The sequence below is a fragment of the Henriciella sp. genome (genome assembly GCF_029937755.1).
In the GTDB taxonomy this organism is placed as follows: Bacteria; Pseudomonadota; Alphaproteobacteria; order Caulobacterales; family Hyphomonadaceae; genus Henriciella.
This window is the reverse complement of record NZ_JAPYPG010000005.1, coordinates 37,373-55,027: the sequence shown is the minus strand read 5'-3', so window position 1 is coordinate 55,027 and position 17,655 is coordinate 37,373. Positions and strand designations below refer to the sequence as shown.

Below are 17,655 nucleotides of genomic sequence, written 5' to 3'. Positions count from 1 at the left end.
TGAACGCTCAGGCCCGTGACTGGTCCGGGGCGATCAGGTCGGCCCCGATTTGCCGCTGTGGAAAGCGCCCAGCCGGAAGACCGCCCAGAGGAGGCCGGTCACCGCGGTTGCGATCATGACCAGCGCCAGGTCAGGCGAGAATCTCCCCAGTGTGCCGATGGAGACCCCAAAGAGCTGCGGGACAAGGATCAGAGTGGTCCAGGCCAGCACGAGCGTCATCAGAAGCGGGAACCACAGGCTGAATGTGCCGGACAGGCCGGCCTTGGCGCGCAGGCCGTCGCGGCGCAGCCATGCCACGAGGATGCCCGCTGCGAAAACAAGGGGCAGCAGCGCAAACGAGGCAAACAGGGCCTGCCGGCTCCAGCGGCCGCCTTCGCTGGCCTCATCCAGGCCGAGGGCCCGGGCGCTGAGGCCGTTGAAGAGCGCAGCGTTTTCTCCAAACCCCATGCCGCTGCCCGAGTTGAGGAGGATGACGAGACCTTTCCGCTCGGCCGGAACCATGATGGCGAGCGTTTCCACGCCGGGCGTCAGGCCGGTGTGGGAGACGGTTCCGTTCTCCCGGTCGATATACCAGCCGAAGCCGTAGAACGGCGCTTCATCGGCTGCCGGGCGCATCATTTCCGACTTGCTCCCGGCGCTGATGATGTCGTCCTCGCCATTCATCATGACGGCGAGGTATCGCGCCGTGTCGCGGGCGGTGGCGATGACGCCGCCGACCGGCGCCGACATGCGATCGGTGGCGCCCTCGGGCACAGCGCGCTTCCCGCCGAACCAGGGCGTATGCCCTCTGGCAATCTCGTCATGGATCTCGCCGTCGGCGACGAAGCTGTCCGCCATGCCGATGGGGGCGAGGATTTCCGCTTCGACATAGCGCGCATAGTCCTGTCCGCTCACCCCCTCGATGAGGGCGCCGAGCACATAATAGTTCGCGTTGGAATAGTCCCACCGGGTGCCGGGTGGATAGGCGGGCGTCCATCCGGCAATGCGTTCAACCTGGCGCTGGAGCCCGTCGGCACCCGGACCCGGCGCGGCGAGCGTGTCATTGCCCTGCAGGGTCGAATACCCGCTTGTCTGGCCGAGCAGCTGCCGGATCGTGATGGAGCCGCCGGGACTATCGGAGAATGTCTCGAGATACTGCGAAATCCCCGCATCCAGGTCGACCTCGCCAGCCTCGACAAGCTGCATCACCGCCACTGCGGTAAAGCTCTTGGATATCGAGCCAAGCACGAACCGCGTATCCGGGGTGATGGCCTTGCCGCTGCCGGCCAGGGTCTCGCCCCGTGCCCCGGAAGATATCTCGCCGTCCTGCAAGACCGCATAGGCAAGGCCGGGCGCACCCTTTGCCGGCACTTCGGAGGCGACGAAGTCATCGATCGGGTCTGGCGGCACGCTCGCCTGCAAAGCGGTGGCAAACCCGCACAACGCCAAGACAAACACCCACTGCATCCTGCCCCCACTTTCCTTTCTGCCCTGCCGGCCTGCAGGGGGGCGATGGTCCCCTGGCAGGTGCTGGCATGGCCTTGGCTCGCCTCGCAAACCGAGCCTGTAGGAGGGACTCTTACCGCATAATATCCGCGATGGGCGATTTTCTGCCGGTCGCGGCCTTTCGCCGTGCGACAGCGGGGATGACGGGTGGAAGCGCTACGGCTTGGCCGCCAGCCTGATCCGCCGCCCCGCACTGAGATTCTGCGCCGCGTTCACGATGGCGTCCGTGTCGATCTGGTAGTGGCGGTGCAGGTCCGGGATGGTGCCGGTCTGGCCGAAGTGTTCGACGCCCAATGGAGCCGTCATGTGGCCGGCGACCGAGCCGATCCAGGCGAGGGTGGCGGGGTGGCCGTCGGTGACCGTGATCAGGGTCGCGTCGCGCGGGACCTTGGCCATGAGGCGCTCGATCTGGCTCTCGGCGGAGCTGTGGCCACGGGCGCGGGCGCGGCGGGCGGCGGTCCAGCCTGAGTTGAGACGGTCTGCCGAGGTCACGGCGAGGACGCCGATGTCGCGGCGATCATTGCCGATGCGCCCGGCCGCCTCGATGGCTTCCGGGGCGATGACGCCCTGATAGGCGATGACGACCTCGCAATTCGGTCCCGGTTCGCGCAGCCAGTAGGCGCCGTCGACCACGCCGCGGCGGAATTCCTCATCGTCGCGGTTGCGGGGGCCGAGCTGTTCGATGGGGCGTGTGGAGAGGCGGAGGTAGACCGACCCGCCGGTCTCGTCGCGCAGCCAGGTGCGCTCATCCGGATCGTTCTCGCCGGAGCGCTGCAGATAGTCGAAGCTCCAGTCCATGATGATGGACAGCTCGTCGAGGAAGGCCGGCTCGAAGCTCACAAGCCCGTCCTGGCTCATGCCGATAAGCTGGGTGCCGACGGACTGGTGCGCGCCGCCTTCCGGGGCGAGCGTGATGCCGGACGGCGTGCCCGCCACGATGAAGCGGGCATCCTGGTAGCAGGCATAGTTCAGCGCATCGAGGCCGCGCGCGATGAAGGGATCATACAGCGTGCCGATGGGGATGAGGCGCTCTCCGAAATGGGAGTGCGCCAGACCGGCCTGTCCGAGCAGGAGGAAGAGGTTCATCTCGGCGATGCCAAGCTCGAAATGCTGGCCCTCGGGGGAGAACTCCCATTTCTGGGTCGACGGGATGGACTGTTCCTTGAAGGTGTCGGAGACCTCGCGGCGGGCAAACAGCGAGCGGCGGTTCACCCAGCCGGAGAGGTTGGTGGAGCTGGTCACGTCCGGTGACATGGTAACGATGCGGTCGGCGAGCTCTGATTTCGACTTGGCGAGGCCGTCGAGGATCTTGCCGAAGCCGGCCTGTGTGGCGAGTTCGCGGTCATCCAGCCAGACAGGGCCGGGGCTTTTCACTTCCGGCGCGGTGTAACGGCGCGTGCCCTTGGCGAAGAAGGGGACAGTGTCGAGGAAGGCTTTCAGCGCGTCCTCGTCATCGACCGTGGCGAAGGGCTCCCATTCCTCGCCTTCTGGCACGCCCATCTGCTTCTGGAAGTCGGCGAATTGCGGCTTGTTCATGATGCCGCCATGATTGTCCTTGTGCCCGGCGAGCGGGGTCTGCCAGCCCTTGATGGTGTAGGCGAGGAAGACGGTCGGGGTGTCGTCATCGATGGAATCGAAGGCCTCGGTGAGGGTCTTCAGGCACTGGCCGCCGAGATTGTTCATCAGCGCGTCGAGGTCTTCGTCGGAGCGCTTGTCGAGCAGTTTGGTGACGTCGCCCTGATCGCCGATATCGTTCATCAGGCGTTCGCGCCAGGCGGCGCCGCCTTTATAGGTGAGGGCGGAATAGTCCATGTTCGGACAGGTCTGGATCCATTCCTTCAGCGCCTCGCCACCGGGTTCCTTGAAGGCTTCGCGTTGCAGGACGCCATGGCGCAGCACGACGGTGCGCCAGCCGAACGCCTTGAAGATGGCGTCGATCTTCTCCCACAGGCCCTCATGCACGACGCCGTCGAGGCTCTGGCGGTTATAGTCGATCACCCACCATGTGTTGCGCAGGTCGTGCTTCCAGCCTTCCTGCAGGCACTCATACACATTGCCTTCATCGAGTTCCGCATCACCCACAAGCGCGACCTGGCGGCCGAGCGGCCTGTCGCCGAGCCAGTCCTTGGCGGCGATATAGTCCTGCACCAGCGAGTTGAAGGCGGTGGCCGCGACGCCAAGGCCGACCGAGCCTGTCGAGAAGTCGACATCGTCGACGTCCTTGGTGCGGCTCGGATAGGATTGCGCACCGCCCCAGCCGCGAAAGGCTTCGAGCTTCTCGCGCGTCTGGTTGCCCATCAGGTACTGCATGGCGTGGAAGACCGGCGAGGCATGCGGCTTTACCGCGACGCGGTCTTCCGGCTTCAGCGTGTTGAAATAGAGCGCCGTCATGATCGGCGTCATCGAGGCGCAGGAGGCCTGGTGGCCGCCGACCTTGATCGCGCCGTCCTCCTTCTTGCGAATGTTGTTCGCATTGTGGACCGTCCAGGCAGACAGCCAGAGAAGGCGCTGTTCGATGGTCTTCAGCATGTCGAGATCGGCAGGCATCTGGCACTCTTTGCATTTGCAACCAAGGGGAGTGTGCGTCTTCGCATGGCCGCAAGGCCGGGTCCAGATCAGGGCCTGAGGCCGAGGCGCTTGAGTGGGGCGCCGAAGGCCCCGGTGACCATGGCGGCGAGCGCTTTCGGCGCGGGCGGCACGTGGCTGAGAGGGGCAGCAAGATAGTCGCGCAGGAAGGGCACCACCCGGCCATCGCCCTGATAGACCGGTGTGAAAAGCCAGCTCATCGCCTGATAGAGGCGGATATGGTTACGGCGCAAGGCGGCGTAGCGGGCAAGGGTGTTGGGAATATCGCCGGCCTCCTCCAGCGTCAGGCAAAGCGCATGGGCATCGAGCAGCGCCATGTTCGCGCCCTGGCCGAGCTGCGGCGAGGCCGCGTGCCAGGCATCGCCGATATGGACGAGCTTTGGGCCGCTGACCGGCTGGCGATGCGTGCGGTGGCGGTAGCGCGCGAAGGTGAGCTGGTCGTGATGTGTGATCTGGTCGAGCAGGCTTTCGGTTTCCGGCCACAGGGCGCGGGCGTCCGCCTTCCAGCGGTCGAGCGGGGCGTCGCGCCACGCCGCCTCTGCGTCGCGGCGGATGGACCAGAAATAGGTGAGGCTGACTGGGCCGTGTGGCTCAAGCCGCCCCGAGGCCATGACGCCGGCCATCTGCCGGGCGGCCTTGTAGCGCTGCTCCAGCGCGTCCGGCTTGAAGGGGCCGCCTGCCGGCCAGGGCAAGGTGGCCCAGAGGGCACCATAGGCGAGTTCCTGCTTCGGTGCTCGTGTGAGAGGCGAGCGCACGCCGAGCGCATCGATGACAAGATCAAAACCGGCCAGGAATTCACCCGTCTCAAGCATGATGTCGCCGGATGACGGGTCGACGCTTTCAATACGTCGTGACGTCAGGATCTCGACCCCGTCTTCCAGCGCAGTACGGTGCAGCAGGTTGAACAGCATGGCGCGCTGGACCCCGAGACCGATCAGGCCGGGACGCAGATGCTCGAACCGGACATCGAGCACGGGCCGGTTGGAGGGTGTCGTCAGGCCCCAGAGCCGGGTCAGCGGACTGCCCAGCTGACGAACCTCGCCTCCCAGGCCAAGCTGCTCCAGAACCGCGAGCCCCGTCGCCTGCAGCATCAGGCCAGAGCCAACTGGCGCCGGCGTATCGAACTGGTCGAGAAGCGTAATACGATGTCCCTGGCGCGCCAGGCCGATGGCCGCAGCAAGGCCGCCAATTCCGGCTCCACAAATTGCAATAGATCGTGCGCGCCCCATTACCCAACGTCATGGCGCGCGTCGCGGGATCTGTCCACGGTTTACCGGAAGACTGCCGCCTCCCTTGCCCTTGTGCGGAACTTCGCTGCCTGGCTGCCCGTTTCATTGGCAGCAAACACGAAGGAGATGACCCATGGCCGATCGCGACCATCAGAGAGTAGAAGAAGTCGAACGCCAGCGCGGTTATGGCGAAGGCTTCAAGAAGGGTGAGGACGTCGAGGACCAGTCCACGGCCAATGCCGGCTACAAGGATGGCTCGCCCGTTGCCGACCAGCAGGAGCACGACGCCGATCTCGTCACCAGCATGGAAGACGAGCGCCTGCCGAATGCGCCGAACGACGATATGGACGATGCCTCGAGCACCCAGATCGGCAAGCATGCCGCCATGAAGAAGAAGCCCGACGGGCACATTCTGGAAGATGCCTATTCGGTCACAGATCCTGATGTGGAACCGAAGAAATAGCGCTTTCGGACCCGGCCTTTCGAGGCCGGGTTTTTGTTGAACAACATGCTCCGGGCTTGGCCGCGGGCTGTGGGCTGTTAACAGTAAGGCTCCTCCCTGCCGGATGCAGGGATTTTCAAGGGAGCTTATACTCATGATATTCCGAGGACTATTCGCCGCCACATCAGCTATCGCGCTCATGGCGGCGTGCACGGCCAACGACACCACCCCTGACGGCCCCTATGACGGGGTTGAGCAGAGCCTGGACCAGAGCGCTGCGGGGCAGACACAGGAAACCAGTCCGCCAGCTGCGACCCCCGATGAGATGGCCGAGACTGAGTCTTGGGATGCCTTCATGGCCGAATTCCTCGACGCCTATTTCGAACTCAATCCGACCTTTGCGATCTCGCAGGGCAAGCACGAGTTTGACGGCCAGCTTCCGGACTGGAGCCCGGCCGGTCTGCAGGAACAGGTCGATCTTCGCGAAGACATGATCGCCCGCGCCGAAGCGATCGATCCTGACGGCCTCAGCGAGGCCGACGCCTTCGAGCGCCAGTATTTCATCAATACGATGAAAGGTGAGCTGTTCTGGCTGGTCGAAGCCGACCAGCCTCACCTCAACCCGTCCTTCTATCTCGGACCGCTCGGTCCCAGCGTCTACGTCGCGCGGCCCTATGCCGACGCCGAGACCCGGATGAAGGCGTTCATCGAATATGCCAAAAATGTCCCGGCTGCCGCAGAGCAGGTGAAGGCGAACCTGAAGGTCCCGATGCCCGCAACCTATGTGAAGCTCGGCACCGCCGGCTTCAACGGACTGGCCGATCACTATGAAGGCGGCGCGAAGGATACGTTTGCCGAGGTCGAGGATGAAGCCCTGCAGGCGGAATATGACGCGGTCGTCGAAGAGGCCGCCGCCGCGATGCGCTCGGTCGCCGACTATATCGAGTCCGAGCCGGGCACCGATGACGGCTATGCGCTCGGTGCCGAAAAGTTCTCCAACATGATCCGGCTCACCGAAGGTGTCGATATCTCGCTCGAAGAGCTGGAAGCGATCGGCCGGGCCGACCTGAAGGCCAACCAGAACGCGCTTGCCGAGGCCTGCAGCGTGTTCGCCCCGGGCGCCGATATGGTGGACTGCATGGCCAAGATGGCGGCCAACAAGCCGGAAGAGGGCCCTGTGCAGGAAGCCCGCGACTCCCTGCCGGCACTGAAACAGTTCCTGATCGAGAAGGATCTCGTCTCGATCCCGGGCACGGAGGAAGCGCTGGTCGAGGAATCGCCACCCTACCGGCGCCAGAACTCGGCCTATATCTCGATCCCCGGGCCTTATGAGGAAGGCATGCCGTCGGTCTACTATATCTCGCCGCCGGACCCGACCTGGGACGAGGCCACGCGGGCCGAATACATCCCCGGCAAGATGGACCTGCTCGGCACGACGATCCACGAAGTCTGGCCCGGCCACTTCCTGAACTTCCTGCATGCCAACCGGTCGGATTCGGTCTTCGGGCAGATGTTCGTCGGCTATGCCTTCGCTGAAGGCTGGGCGCACTATACCGAAGAGATGATGATCGATGCCGGCCTGCATGATGGTGACCCCGAAACCAAGATCGGCCAGCTATCGAACGCGCTGCTGCGTAACTGCCGCTATCTCTCCACCATCGGTCTGCATACCCAGGGCTGGAGCGTGGACGACAGCTACGAGCTGTTCCGTAAGGAGTGCTATATCGACAAGGGCAATGCCACCCAGCAGGCCGCCCGCGGGACATATGATCCGGCTTATCTCAACTACACGATGGGCAAGCTGATGATCCGCAAGCTGCGCAATGACTGGGTTGCGGCGAATTACCCGGATGCGGAAGGCACCGAGGGCTGGAAGGCGTTCCACGATGAATTCCTGTCCTATGGCGGCCCCAACATTCCGCAGGTCCGCCAGGCCATGATGGATGAGGAGGAAGCCCACGCCGTTTTCGGCGAGTAGCCTCCCGTCATCGACGAGGTTGAAGAAAGGCCCGGCCAATTGTGCCGGGCCTTTTATTTGCGGGGGAGAGAAAAATTCTTTGGAAACATTTCAGTAATCGCCCAGGCCTATCCTTTGTCTCCGCGTTATGGAGCAGAGATGATGACAACGACTGATTGCGGACGCTGCCGGAACACGCCGCCAGCCGATTTCGCGATAACAATGGCATTCCAGCCAATTATCGATTCCTCGACCCGCTCGGTCTTTGCCTATGAAGCGCTGGTGCGTGGGGCAAAAGGGGAAGGCGCCGGAGAGGTGCTCTCCCGGGTCACAGAGGAAACGCGCTATTCCTTCGACCAGCAATGCCGCACGAAGGCGATTGGCCAGTCAGTCGACCTCGGCATGAAAACGGCGGCTGACAAGCCATTTCTCTCCATCAACTTCCTGCCGAATGCCGTCTATGAGCCGCGCGCCTGTATCCGTCAGACGCTTGCGATCGCCATGCAGACCGGCTTTCCGCTCGACAGGATCATTTTCGAGTTCACCGAGGGCGAGCAGATCGACACCGATCACCTGCTCAACATCCTCCGCGTCTACCGGTCCATGGGTTTCGCGACCGCCATTGACGATTTTGGCGCCGGGTATGCCGGGATGAACCTTCTCGCCGAGTTCCAGCCTGACTTCGTGAAGCTGGACATGAACCTCATCCGGGACATCGACCAGAACCAGCCCAAGCAGGTCATTGTGAAGGGTATTCTCGATATTGCCGCGCAGCTTGGAGTCCGGCCCATCTGCGAAGGCATCGAGACGCTCGCCGAGTTCGAGACGCTTCAGTCATATGGCGTGGAGCTGATGCAGGGCTATTTCTTCGCCCGGCCTGCGCTGGACGCCCTGCCGCCAATCGACTGGCCGGAAGGGCAGGAGCTGAAACGGGCAGCGATGTAGCCCGGCCCATTTCGCGGCGCGTGACAGACAAAAAAGCCCGGCCAGAGCGGCCGGGCTTTTCGTTTGCGTAGTCGCGTCAGCCACTAGAGCGCTTTGACGATGTTCTCGACCATCTTCTTCGCATCGGACAGCAGCATCATCGTGTTGTCCTTGAAGAACAGCTCATTCTGGATGCCGGCATAGCCGGATCCCATTGAGCGCTTGATGAAGAGCACCGTGCCGGCATTCTCCACGTCGAGGACGGGCATGCCGTAGATCGGCGATGACGTGTCGGTCTTGGCGGCCGGGTTGGTCACGTCATTGGCGCCGATCACGAAGGCGACGTCGGCGGTGTTGAACTCGGAATTGATGTCTTCCAGCTCGAACACTTCGTCATACGGCACCTGCGCTTCAGCGAGCAGCACGTTCATGTGGCCCGGCATACGGCCGGCGACCGGGTGGATGGCATATTTCACCTCCACACCTTCCTCCTTGAGGAGTTCGGCCATTTCCTTGAGCGCGTGCTGGGCCTGCGCCACCGCCATGCCGTAGCCTGGCACGATGATGACCTTGGATGCGTTCTTCATGATGAAGGCCGCATCGTCGGCAGAGCCCTGCTTGAACGGACGGTCGACATCCGCACCTGCAGCTGCCCCGCCATCATCGTCGGCCCCGAAGCCGCCGAGGATGACCGAGATAAAGCTGCGGTTCATGCCCTTGCACATGATGTAGGACAGGATCGCACCCGAAGAGCCGACCAGCGCGCCGGTGATGATCAGGGCGAAATTGCCGAGCGTGAAGCCCAGCGCGGCCGCGGCCCAACCCGAATACGAGTTCAGCATCGAGACCACGACCGGCATGTCCGCGCCACCGATCGGGATAATTAGCGTGATGCCGAGGATGAGCGCGAGCACCGTCAGCGCCCAGAAGGCCCAGGTGGCTGCACCGCTCGACAGGATCAGGACAACGACAAGCGCCACGATACCGGCTGCCAGTGCGATGTTCAGCAGGTGACGGGCCGGCAGCAGGATCGGAGAGCCCGACATGTTGCCGTTGAGCTTGGCGAAGGCGATCACCGAGCCGGTGAAGGTCAGCGCGCCAATGGCGGAGCCGACCGACAGCTCGATCAGGGACACCATGTTGATGTCGCCCACCACGCCGATGCCGAAGCCGAGCGGCGCGTAGAGTGCGGCAGCGGCCACAAGCACGGCGGCGAGGCCGACAAGCGAGTGGAAGGCCGCGACAAGCTGCGGCATGGCCGTCATGGCGATGCGGCGGGCGGTAATCGCGCCGACCACGCCACCGACAGCAACCGCGCCGATGAGGATGCCCCATGTGGTGACATCAAGGCTCTCCCACAGCAGGGCGAGTGTGGTGGCCACGGCAATGGCCATGCCGATCATGCCATTGCGATTACCCTTGCGCGCTGTGGCCGGGCTCGAAAGCCCCCGCAGCGCGAGGATGAAGAGCATGCCCGCGACAAGATAGAGAAGCGGCGCCCATGTGTTTTGAAACTGTTCCACGGTTTACTCCCCCTTCTTCTTGTACATGGCCAGCATGCGCTGGGTGACGAGGAAGCCGCCGAAGATGTTGACGCTGGCGAGCAGCACGGCGAAGCCGCCAAGTCCCTTGGCAATCCAGCCGCCATTGATGTCGGTGGCCGATGCCGCTGCCACGATGGCACCGACAATGATCACTGACGAAATGGCATTGGTCACAGCCATGAGCGGGGTGTGGAGGGCCGGGGTCACCGACCAGACGACGTAGTAACCGACAAAGCAGGCGAGCGCGAAGATCGCGGCCAGGAAGACGGTCGGGTTTAGGTTCGTGATTTCGGCCGCATGCGCTGGCAGGGCGAGCGCGGCAGCCGACAGGGCTACAGGGATGGCTTTCATGATTTCAGCCTTTCATTCACGGTTTCGCCGCTGCGGGTCAGCAGCATGGCGGTGACGATCTCGTCATCCGTGTCGAGATTGAGCGACCCGTCCTCCGCCGTGATGAGCGGCAGGAAGGCGATCAGGTTCTTGGCATAGAGCGAGGAGGAGTCGGCGGGCAGGCGGGCCGGCAGGTTGGAGAACCCGGCCACTTTCACGCCTTCGACATCGACCACCTCATCCGGCTTGGACACCGGGCAGTTGCCGCCCGAGGCCACGGCCATGTCGACAATGACGGAGCCCGGACGCATCGATTTCACCATGTCCTCGCTGATCAGTTCCGGCGCAGGCCGGCCTGGGATCAGGGCGGTCGTGATGACGATGTCCTGCTTGGCAATGTGGCTGCGTGTCAGCTCGTTCTGCTTCTGCTTGTACTCGTCGGACATTTCCTTGGCGTAGCCGCCAGCGGTCTCGGCTTCCTTGAACTCCTCGTCCTCGACGGCGATGAATTTCGCACCGAGCGAGGCGACCTGTTCCTTGGCTGCCGGACGGACGTCCGTGGCTGTGACCACGCCACCAAGGCGGCGCGCGGTTGCGATGGCCTGGAGGCCCGCAACACCGGCGCCCATGACGAACACCTTGGCCGGAGCGACCGTGCCAGCCGCCGTCATCATCATCGGCATGGCGCGGCCATAAATCTGCGCGCCTTCAATCATGGCGCGGTAGCCGGCGAGGTTGGACTGCGAGGACAGCGCATCCATGGACTGCGCCCGCGTGATCCGCGGCGTGAATTCCATGGCGAGCGTGTTGAGCTTCTTCTTGTTGAAGGCTGCCGGCAGGTCGCCCATGCCGAACGGGTTCATCAGGGCGATGACCGTCAGGCCTTCGGGATAGCTGGCGGCTTCTTCAGCGCTGGGGGCACGGACCTTGAGAAGCAGGTCTGCGCCTTTCAACGCGTCGGCCGCCGACTTGGCGATGGTTGCCCCTTCCTCCGAAAAAGCCTTGTCGGGGTACCCGGCAGCTACACCGGCACCACTTTCAATGGTCACCGTGTGCTCCAGGCCGACAAGCTTCTTCACCGATTCCGGGGTTGCCGCGACACGCGTCTCTCCCGGACTTGTTTCTTTTGTGATTGTCAGCTTCATGGGGCGAGTGATCGGAAAAATCTTGCGCGAAAGCAATAGCAAATCAGGAATTGAGGGATGGAATTGTTCGACCTTTCAGGAAAGACAGCGCTTGTTACCGGATCGTCCGGTGGGCTTGGAGCAGCCTTTGCAAAGGTACTGTCACAGGCAGGCGCCCGCGTCGTGCTTGCTGCGCGCCGGCTCGAAAAGCTGCAGGCGCTTGCCGCAGAGATTGAAGCAGGCGGCGGCGAGGCCCTTGCGGTCCAGATGGACGTGACCGACCCGGCAAGTGTGGAAGCCGCCTTCAAGACGATTCAGGACACGCTCGGCGGACCCGCTGACATCATCGTCAACAATTCGGGAATCTCGCGAGACAACTGGTTCACGAAAATGACCGAGGAAGACTGGCGGGCCGTCATGAATACGAATCTCGATGGCGTCTGGCGTGTCGCCAAGGCCGGGACGAATGCGCTGATGGAGGCCGGCAAGCCGGGGTCGATCATCAACATCGCATCGATTACCGCCAAGCGCCCACAGCACACCATCGCCGCCTATGCCGCGTCAAAGGCTGCGGTGGACCACCTGACACGCGTCATGGCGCTGGAGGCGGCTTACTATGGCATCCGCGTGAATGCCTTGGCACCCGGCTACTTCAAGACCGACATCAATGACGAATTCCTCGACAGCGAGCCCGGTGAAAAGATGCGCAAGCGTGTGCCGATGCGCCGCTTCGGAAAGCATGAGGAACTGGCCGGCGCGCTGCTGCTGCTGGCATCGGATGCCGGCAGCTACATGACGGGCGCGACCATTCCCGTCGATGGCGGGCATCTGGTGAGTACGTTGTAGGAGCGGTTACGAAATTGCTTCCGTTGGCCACGCGCGCCTTCCCAACGCACGCTGGGACCCATGGCGGTTGAGAGCTCCCTTTCCAGTCGCCATGGACCCCACCTTTCAGTGGGGAGGCGGAGAGTGGGGTGTTTCAGGCTCCGTTCGAGAGAGAACTACGCTTTGGGTTCGGGATGGTCTTCGGGGAGGTTCTCGGTGCCATCCAGCGACTGGTCGCCGAGCTCGATGTCGGAAGGCTTCGGCGGCGGGGAGAAATTCATCGGCTCGTCGGAGACCTCGGTGCGGGCGCGCAGGCGCGGGAAGGCTTCGGGGTGTTCGGCCTGCAGCCAGTTGATCATCTGCTCGCGGATATAGCAGCGCAAATCCCAGGCCCGGGGCGAGGTGCTGGCCGTCGCCAGCGCCCGGACCTGTATGGTCATCTTGTCGGTTTCGGAGACCTGCAGGTTGCAGACTTCCCCGTCCCAGAGATCGGTGGTGTTCAGGATTTCCTGCAGTTTGTCGCGCATCTTTGAGACCGGCGCGCGATAATCGAGCCACCAGTAGACCGAGCCGATGATGGTGCCGGACTTGCGGGTCCAGTTCTGGAAGGGCTTCTCGATGAAATAGGTAAGCGGCACGATGAGGCGCCGGCGGTCCCAGATGCGGATGACGACGTAGAAGAGATCGATTTCCTCGATCCACCCCCACTCATTTTCGACCACCACCGCATCCTCGATCCGGATCGGCTGGGTGAAGGCGATCTGGATGCCTGCGATGAGGTTCGACAGCACAGGCCGGGCTGCGAGGCCTACGGCAATGCCCACGATCCCGGCAGAGGCGAGTAGCGAAACGCCGAGCTGGCGGGCCCACGGAACGACGACCAGCGCACAGGCCAGCGTCGCAATCGCGCCAACCACGATGATGACGCGGCGCATCACATCCAGCCGGGTGGCGCTCTTGCGGGCCTGGAAGTTATCCGCGACGTCGATGTCGAGGCTGGCCATGCGGCGTTTTATGGCAAGGTCGGTCAGCGATGTGATCGCCCAGCCGATGGCGCCGATGACGAGGAAGCGCACCGTGATCAGCGTCATCTCGACATAGTCTGTCGCCGACCAGCCATAGCGCGCCCCAGCCCACAGGGCGAAAGCCGTCAGCAAGATGAGGACGGGCACGCGCAGGCGTCCGATCCAGGCGAGCTTTCCGGGTTTCTTCGCTTCCATGCGCTTTCAGCCTTCCGTCTTCCTCTTCTTGTAGCGCAGCCTGAGCGGAAGGGTTGCGCCAGAGGGGACATATCGCGGCTCAAAAGAAGGAATGCTCACCGCTTGTGCAATAAAGGCGGTCATTCGGGTGCGTCCGGACCGGATTCTTCATCAATTACAAAGCCCTGTTTAGCGCTTCATTAGGGATGGCATGCCAGACAGGGGGCTCAGGGAAAGGCCGCTGTCATGTCAGCTATCAAGAAATCCGATCCGAACATTCGCGACGAGAACGCCGAGCAGGACCAGGCGCCGGCACCAGCCTCGCTGGAAGACGTTGCGGACAAACCGGATGTTGAGGCAGCAGATTCCCCCGCGCGCGCCATGCAGCAGCAGCTGGAGCAGTCCATGCAGCCGGAGCCGCAGCATACGCGCCTGATGGACACCGGGCGCATTCTTGCCTCGGCCTCAGGGATTACGATGCTGCTTGGCGTGTTTATATTCTCCGGAATTTGGTAACCGAAAACTGGCCAAGCCGGGTCAATGTATTATGGTCCGGTGACTAAGTTGGACCAAGTTGAAGGAGTTTTTTATGGGAATACGCAAGGCGGTGCTGCCAGTAGCCGGTCATGGGACCCGTGTTCTTCCAGCCACCAAATCGATTCCCAAGGAACTCCTCCCTGTCGTCGACCGTCCGGCCCTGCAATATGTGGTCGATGAAGCCCTTGAGGCGGGCATCGAACACCTCGTCTTCGTGACCGGCCGGGGCAAGGGTGCGATCGAGGACTATTTCGACGAAGCCTTCGAACTGGAAACCGCACTGGCAGCGAAAGCCTCCAAGGCCGAAATCCTTGAACAGGTCCGGAAGACAAAACTACCGGCAGGCGCGGCAAGCTTCACCCGCCAGCAGGCGCCGCTCGGGCTCGGCCATGCGGTCTGGTGCGCCAAGGACATTATCGGCAACGAGCCGTTCGCCGTCCTCCTGCCGGACGTCATCGTGCGGGCCAAACCCTCCTGCCTGGCGCAGATGGTGGCCGCCTATGATAAGGCCGGTGGCAATATCGTCGCGGTCGATCCTGTGCCTGAAGAGAAAGTGTCGTCCTATGGGGTGATCGCGCCGAAATCCCGCGATGGCCGCCTGATCGAGATGAGCGGCATGGTCGAGAAGCCCCCGCGTGAGGAAGCGCCATCGAACCTCAAGATCACCGGGCGTTATATCCTGCAGCCTGAAATCTTCGGACTGCTTGAAGACCAGGGAAAGGGCGCCGGTGGCGAGATCCAGCTCACAGACGCCATGGAACGCCTGATGAAGAAGCAATCATTCTACGCCTACGAGTTCGAAGGCGAGGAATTCGATTGCGGCTCCAAGGCCGGTTATTTCGAGGCCGTCGTCGCCCATGCGCTCGAGAATCCCGAAACAGCAGACGATGCGCGCGACATCCTGGCGCGCTATGCGACCCGCGGCTGATCTCGTCCTCAGTCTTCGCCTTTCCCATGCCGTGTCCGCCCGTTATAGCGGTTCTGGTGAGGTAAAGGCATGAGATTTCTAGTGACCGGAGTTGCGGGCTTCATTGGCTCGCAGATTTCGAAGGCCCTGCTGGAAGAGGGCCACGAGGTTCTCGGCCTCGACAATCTCAATGCGTATTACGATGTCGCCTTTAAACAGGAACGCCTGCACCAGCTCGAGCGCCTCAAGGGTTTCGAATTCCGCAAGCTCGACATTTCAGACCATGACCGGCTTCTGGCCCTGCCGGAGCGTGATTCGATCGACCGGGTGATCCATCTCGCGGCCCAGGCGGGTGTACGCTATTCGCTGGAAAATCCCTTCGCCTATGCTGCGTCCAACATGACCGGCCACCTTGCCGTGCTGGAGTTCTGCCGCCGGGCCGCCAAGGCGCCGCTTCTGGTCTATGCGTCTTCCAGTTCGGTCTATGGCGATGATGCCGTCGCGCCGTTCAATGAGGATGCGAATGTCGACCGGCCCGTCTCGCTCTATGCGGCGACCAAGCGCGCCGACGAACTGATGAGCCAGGCCTATGCCAAGCTTTACGACATCCAGCAGATCGGCGTGCGCTTCTTCACGGTCTACGGGCCCTGGGGGCGGCCGGACATGGCCTATTGGTCCTTCACCGACCGCATCCTGCGGGGCGAAACGATCCGCGTCTTCAATGGCGGCAAGATGAAGCGCGACTTCACCTACATCGACGATGCCATTGCCGGGCTGAAGGCGATCGCGACCGGCGAGCCGCATTTTGTCGAAGGGGAACGGGCCCACAAGCTCTACAATATCGGCCACAACCAGCCGGTCGAGCTGATGGACTTCATCCACACAATCGAGGCCGCCACCGGCAAGAAGGCCCGTATCGCGCTCGAGCCGATGCAGCCCGGTGACGTGACCGAAACCTGCGCCGATATTTCCCGCATGCAGGCCGATTATGGCTATGATCCGAAGGTCAGCCTGGAAGAGGGTATCGGCAAGTTTGTCGACTGGTTCAGCCATCAGCGCGTGGCGTCCAGTTCGGTCTGGCGGGCCCATTGAGCATGAGCGAGCCGGCGGCGCTTTCCCTGCCAACGCCCAAGGATGTGACGGAGGCTGCCCGGCGTCTTCATGGCCATGTCCTGCGCACGCCGGTCCTGCGAAACGACGCGCTCGACGATCTGGCCGGGGCCGAGCTTTTCTTCAAATGCGAAAACCTGCAGCTGACAGGCAGCTTCAAGATCCGGGGCGCCACCAACCGGCTGCTACAGATTCCACAGGATCGCCGCGCCGGTGGTGTGGTTGCCTTTTCCTCCGGCAATCATGCGCAGGGGGTTGCCCGCGCCGCGCGCAATTTCGGCATGCCCGCTCTGATCGTGATGCCGAGCGATGCGCCTTCCATCAAGGTGGACGGCGTGCGCCGGGATGGGGCCGAGATCCGCTTCTATGACCGCGAAACCGAAAGCCGTGAGGCCATTGCGCAAGGTGAGGCGGAGCTGCGCGAAGCCGTCCTCGTGCCGAGCTTCGACGATCCATACATTATCGCGGGGCAGGGGACGGCTGGTGTCGAGTTTGGCCAGCAGATGCGCGATGCCAACAAGCCGCTGGATCATATCCTCTGCTGTGCAGGGGGTGGGGGGCTGATCACCGGGCTCGCGCTCGGCTACAGGACGTTCGACCCGGACACGCAGATCTGGACGGCGGAACCCGAACTCCATGATGACTGGCGCCGGTCACTAGCGGCCGGGCAAATCCAGACGAATGAGCCGGGCACGCGCTCGATCTGCGATGCGATCCTGACGCCAGCGCCTGGCGAGATCACCTGGGCGCTCGGCAAGGAATTGCTGGCAGGCGGCCGGGCCGTCAGCGACGATGCCATCCGCGAGGCGATGCGGCTTGCCTTCAGGCATCTCAAGCTTGTTCTGGAGCCCGGCGGGGCAGCGGCGCTTGCCTGTGCACTGTACGACCTGCCGGAAGAGGCCCGCGGCAAGCGTGTCGGCGTCGTGCTGTCGGGCGGCAATGTCGACCCGGAGCAGTATGCCCGGATCCTTACCGGCTAGTTTTCCTTCAGGATGCGCGCCTTGTCGCGCTGCCAGTCACGTTTCTTCTGGACCTCGCGCTTGTCTGGCGCCCGCTTGCCGGTCGCGACGCCGACGAGCAGTTTCGCGATGCCGCGTTCATTGAAGTAGAGCTTCAGGGGCACGATGGTCCGTCCCGCGCGGTCGACCTGCTGGGACAGCCGGGAGATCTCGCGCTTGGACGCGAGCAGCTTCCGGCGGCGCTTCGGTTCGTGGTTGAACTGGTTGGCGCCTTCATAGGGCGGGAAGTCGGCATTCACGAGCCACAGCTCGCCATTCTCGACGGCGGCATAAGCTTCGGCGATGTTCGCCTTGCCATTGCGCAGCGATTTGACCTCGCTGCCCTCGAGCACGATTCCGGTCTCGAGCGTGTCTTCGACGTGATAGTCGAAGCGCGAGCGCCGGTTCTCGGCGACGAGGCCGTCGTTTCTTCCCTTGATCTGGTTCTTCTTCGACAT

At 63.0% G+C, this 17,655-nt stretch carries 16 protein-coding genes; 8 read left to right on the top strand and 8 right to left on the bottom strand.

The annotated features are described in order from the left end of the window. Positions 1 to 33 precede the first annotated feature (33 nt). The 3 genes from Q1K29_RS12075 to Q1K29_RS12065 form a co-directional block, all read right to left on the bottom strand. Positions 34 to 1,446 (bottom strand): serine hydrolase domain-containing protein, encoded by a 1,413-nt coding sequence (locus Q1K29_RS12075; protein WP_300395125.1) that lies wholly within the window; start codon positions 1,444 to 1,446, stop codon positions 34 to 36. A 195-nt stretch (positions 1,447 to 1,641) separates the two neighbouring features. Continuing rightward, entirely contained in the window at positions 1,642 to 4,032 is a 2,391-nt protein-coding gene (locus tag Q1K29_RS12070) for a transketolase (protein ID WP_300395123.1), read from the bottom strand. A gap of 68 nt (positions 4,033 to 4,100) precedes the next feature. Further along, positions 4,101 to 5,300 carry an NAD(P)/FAD-dependent oxidoreductase gene (locus Q1K29_RS12065; RefSeq protein ID WP_300395121.1) on the bottom strand — a complete coding sequence of 400 codons (1,200 nt, stop codon included), beginning with the start codon at positions 5,298 to 5,300 and terminating at the stop codon, positions 4,101 to 4,103. A 133-nt stretch (positions 5,301 to 5,433) separates the two neighbouring features. On the opposite strand from Q1K29_RS12065, the gene Q1K29_RS12060 reads away from it, so the two are divergent. The 3 genes from Q1K29_RS12060 (at position 5,434) to Q1K29_RS12050 (ending at position 8,644) form a co-directional block, all read left to right on the top strand. Next, positions 5,434 to 5,763 (top strand): hypothetical protein, encoded by a 330-nt coding sequence (locus Q1K29_RS12060; RefSeq protein WP_300395119.1) that lies wholly within the window; start codon positions 5,434 to 5,436, stop codon positions 5,761 to 5,763. 133 nt (positions 5,764 to 5,896) lie between these two features. Further along, positions 5,897 to 7,720 carry a DUF885 domain-containing protein gene (locus Q1K29_RS12055; protein ID WP_300395117.1) on the top strand — a complete coding sequence of 608 codons (1,824 nt, stop codon included), beginning with the start codon at positions 5,897 to 5,899 and terminating at the stop codon, positions 7,718 to 7,720. A gap of 141 nt (positions 7,721 to 7,861) precedes the next feature. After that, a complete protein-coding gene (locus Q1K29_RS12050) occupies positions 7,862 to 8,644 on the top strand; it encodes an EAL domain-containing protein (RefSeq protein ID WP_366524209.1) in 783 nt (260 codons plus the stop codon). A gap of 83 nt (positions 8,645 to 8,727) precedes the next feature. Here the strand turns inward: Q1K29_RS12050 and Q1K29_RS12045 are convergent, their stop codons facing one another. From Q1K29_RS12045 to Q1K29_RS12035, 3 genes are read right to left on the bottom strand one after another with little or no spacing between them, the layout of a single operon-like run. After that, entirely contained in the window at positions 8,728 to 10,146 is a 1,419-nt protein-coding gene (locus Q1K29_RS12045; protein ID WP_300395113.1) for an NAD(P)(+) transhydrogenase (Re/Si-specific) subunit beta, read from the bottom strand. Positions 10,147 to 10,149: 3 nt separating this feature from the next. Then, positions 10,150 to 10,521 (bottom strand): proton-translocating transhydrogenase family protein, encoded by a 372-nt coding sequence (locus Q1K29_RS12040; RefSeq protein ID WP_350209135.1) that lies wholly within the window; start codon positions 10,519 to 10,521, stop codon positions 10,150 to 10,152. Beyond that, on the bottom strand, positions 10,515 to 11,642 hold the full coding sequence (locus Q1K29_RS12035; RefSeq protein WP_300395110.1) for a Re/Si-specific NAD(P)(+) transhydrogenase subunit alpha: 1,128 nt from the start codon (positions 11,640 to 11,642) through the stop codon (positions 10,515 to 10,517). The genes Q1K29_RS12040 and Q1K29_RS12035 overlap by 7 nt, the downstream gene beginning before the upstream one ends. Before the next feature lie 57 nt (positions 11,643 to 11,699). On the opposite strand from Q1K29_RS12035, the gene Q1K29_RS12030 reads away from it, so the two are divergent. Next, the gene (locus tag Q1K29_RS12030; RefSeq protein WP_300395108.1) at positions 11,700 to 12,467 is read left to right on the top strand and encodes a glucose 1-dehydrogenase; all 768 of its coding nucleotides are present in this window, start codon (positions 11,700 to 11,702) and stop codon (positions 12,465 to 12,467) included. Positions 12,468 to 12,622: 155 nt separating this feature from the next. On the opposite strand, the gene Q1K29_RS12025 is transcribed toward Q1K29_RS12030, so the two are convergent. After that, positions 12,623 to 13,666: a mechanosensitive ion channel family protein gene (locus tag Q1K29_RS12025; protein WP_300395106.1), complete on the bottom strand. Its 1,044-nt coding sequence runs from the start codon at positions 13,664 to 13,666 to the stop codon at positions 12,623 to 12,625. A gap of 225 nt (positions 13,667 to 13,891) precedes the next feature. Between Q1K29_RS12025 and Q1K29_RS12020 the strand changes: the two genes are divergently transcribed. The 4 genes from Q1K29_RS12020 (at position 13,892) to Q1K29_RS12005 (ending at position 17,179) form a co-directional block, all read left to right on the top strand. Beyond that, positions 13,892 to 14,161: a hypothetical protein gene (locus tag Q1K29_RS12020; protein ID WP_300395104.1), complete on the top strand. Its 270-nt coding sequence runs from the start codon at positions 13,892 to 13,894 to the stop codon at positions 14,159 to 14,161. 73 nt (positions 14,162 to 14,234) lie between these two features. Next, positions 14,235 to 15,110, top strand: coding sequence for a UTP--glucose-1-phosphate uridylyltransferase GalU (galU, locus tag Q1K29_RS12015; RefSeq protein ID WP_300395102.1), 876 nt, complete (start codon positions 14,235 to 14,237; stop codon positions 15,108 to 15,110). 69 nt (positions 15,111 to 15,179) lie between these two features. Beyond that, positions 15,180 to 16,181, top strand: coding sequence for an NAD-dependent epimerase/dehydratase family protein (locus Q1K29_RS12010; RefSeq protein ID WP_300395100.1), 1,002 nt, complete (start codon positions 15,180 to 15,182; stop codon positions 16,179 to 16,181). 2 nt (positions 16,182 to 16,183) lie between these two features. Continuing rightward, positions 16,184 to 17,179 carry a threonine/serine dehydratase gene (locus tag Q1K29_RS12005; protein ID WP_300395098.1) on the top strand — a complete coding sequence of 332 codons (996 nt, stop codon included), beginning with the start codon at positions 16,184 to 16,186 and terminating at the stop codon, positions 17,177 to 17,179. Here the strand turns inward: Q1K29_RS12005 and smpB are convergent. After that, the gene (gene smpB / locus Q1K29_RS12000; protein WP_300395096.1) at positions 17,176 to 17,655 is read right to left on the bottom strand and encodes an SsrA-binding protein SmpB; all 480 of its coding nucleotides are present in this window, start codon (positions 17,653 to 17,655) and stop codon (positions 17,176 to 17,178) included. The genes Q1K29_RS12005 and smpB overlap by 4 nt on opposite strands.

Excerpts from the sequence above, each read along its gene's own strand:
- Q1K29_RS12050 (WP_366524209.1), top strand. The coding sequence starts at position 7,862 with ATGACAACGACTGATTGCGGACGCTGCCGGAACACGCCGCCAGCCGAT.
- Q1K29_RS12075 (WP_300395125.1), bottom strand. The coding sequence starts at position 1,446 with ATGCAGTGGGTGTTTGTCTTGGCGTTGTGCGGGTTTGCCACCGCTTTG.
- Q1K29_RS12025 (WP_300395106.1), bottom strand. The coding sequence starts at position 13,666 with ATGGAAGCGAAGAAACCCGGAAAGCTCGCCTGGATCGGACGCCTGCGC.
- galU (WP_300395102.1), top strand. The coding sequence starts at position 14,235 with ATGGGAATACGCAAGGCGGTGCTGCCAGTAGCCGGTCATGGGACCCGT.
- Q1K29_RS12030 (WP_300395108.1), top strand. The coding sequence starts at position 11,700 with ATGGAATTGTTCGACCTTTCAGGAAAGACAGCGCTTGTTACCGGATCG.
- Q1K29_RS12005 (WP_300395098.1), top strand. The coding sequence starts at position 16,184 with ATGAGCGAGCCGGCGGCGCTTTCCCTGCCAACGCCCAAGGATGTGACG.
- Q1K29_RS12060 (WP_300395119.1), top strand. The coding sequence starts at position 5,434 with ATGGCCGATCGCGACCATCAGAGAGTAGAAGAAGTCGAACGCCAGCGC.
- Q1K29_RS12035 (WP_300395110.1), bottom strand. The coding sequence starts at position 11,642 with ATGAAGCTGACAATCACAAAAGAAACAAGTCCGGGAGAGACGCGTGTC.
- Q1K29_RS12065 (WP_300395121.1), bottom strand. The coding sequence starts at position 5,300 with ATGGGGCGCGCACGATCTATTGCAATTTGTGGAGCCGGAATTGGCGGC.
- Q1K29_RS12055 (WP_300395117.1), top strand. The coding sequence starts at position 5,897 with ATGATATTCCGAGGACTATTCGCCGCCACATCAGCTATCGCGCTCATG.
- Q1K29_RS12070 (WP_300395123.1), bottom strand. The coding sequence starts at position 4,032 with ATGCCTGCCGATCTCGACATGCTGAAGACCATCGAACAGCGCCTTCTC.
- smpB (WP_300395096.1), bottom strand. The coding sequence starts at position 17,655 with ATGTCGAAGAAGAACCAGATCAAGGGAAGAAACGACGGCCTCGTCGCC.
- Q1K29_RS12010 (WP_300395100.1), top strand. The coding sequence starts at position 15,180 with ATGAGATTTCTAGTGACCGGAGTTGCGGGCTTCATTGGCTCGCAGATT.
- Q1K29_RS12020 (WP_300395104.1), top strand. The coding sequence starts at position 13,892 with ATGTCAGCTATCAAGAAATCCGATCCGAACATTCGCGACGAGAACGCC.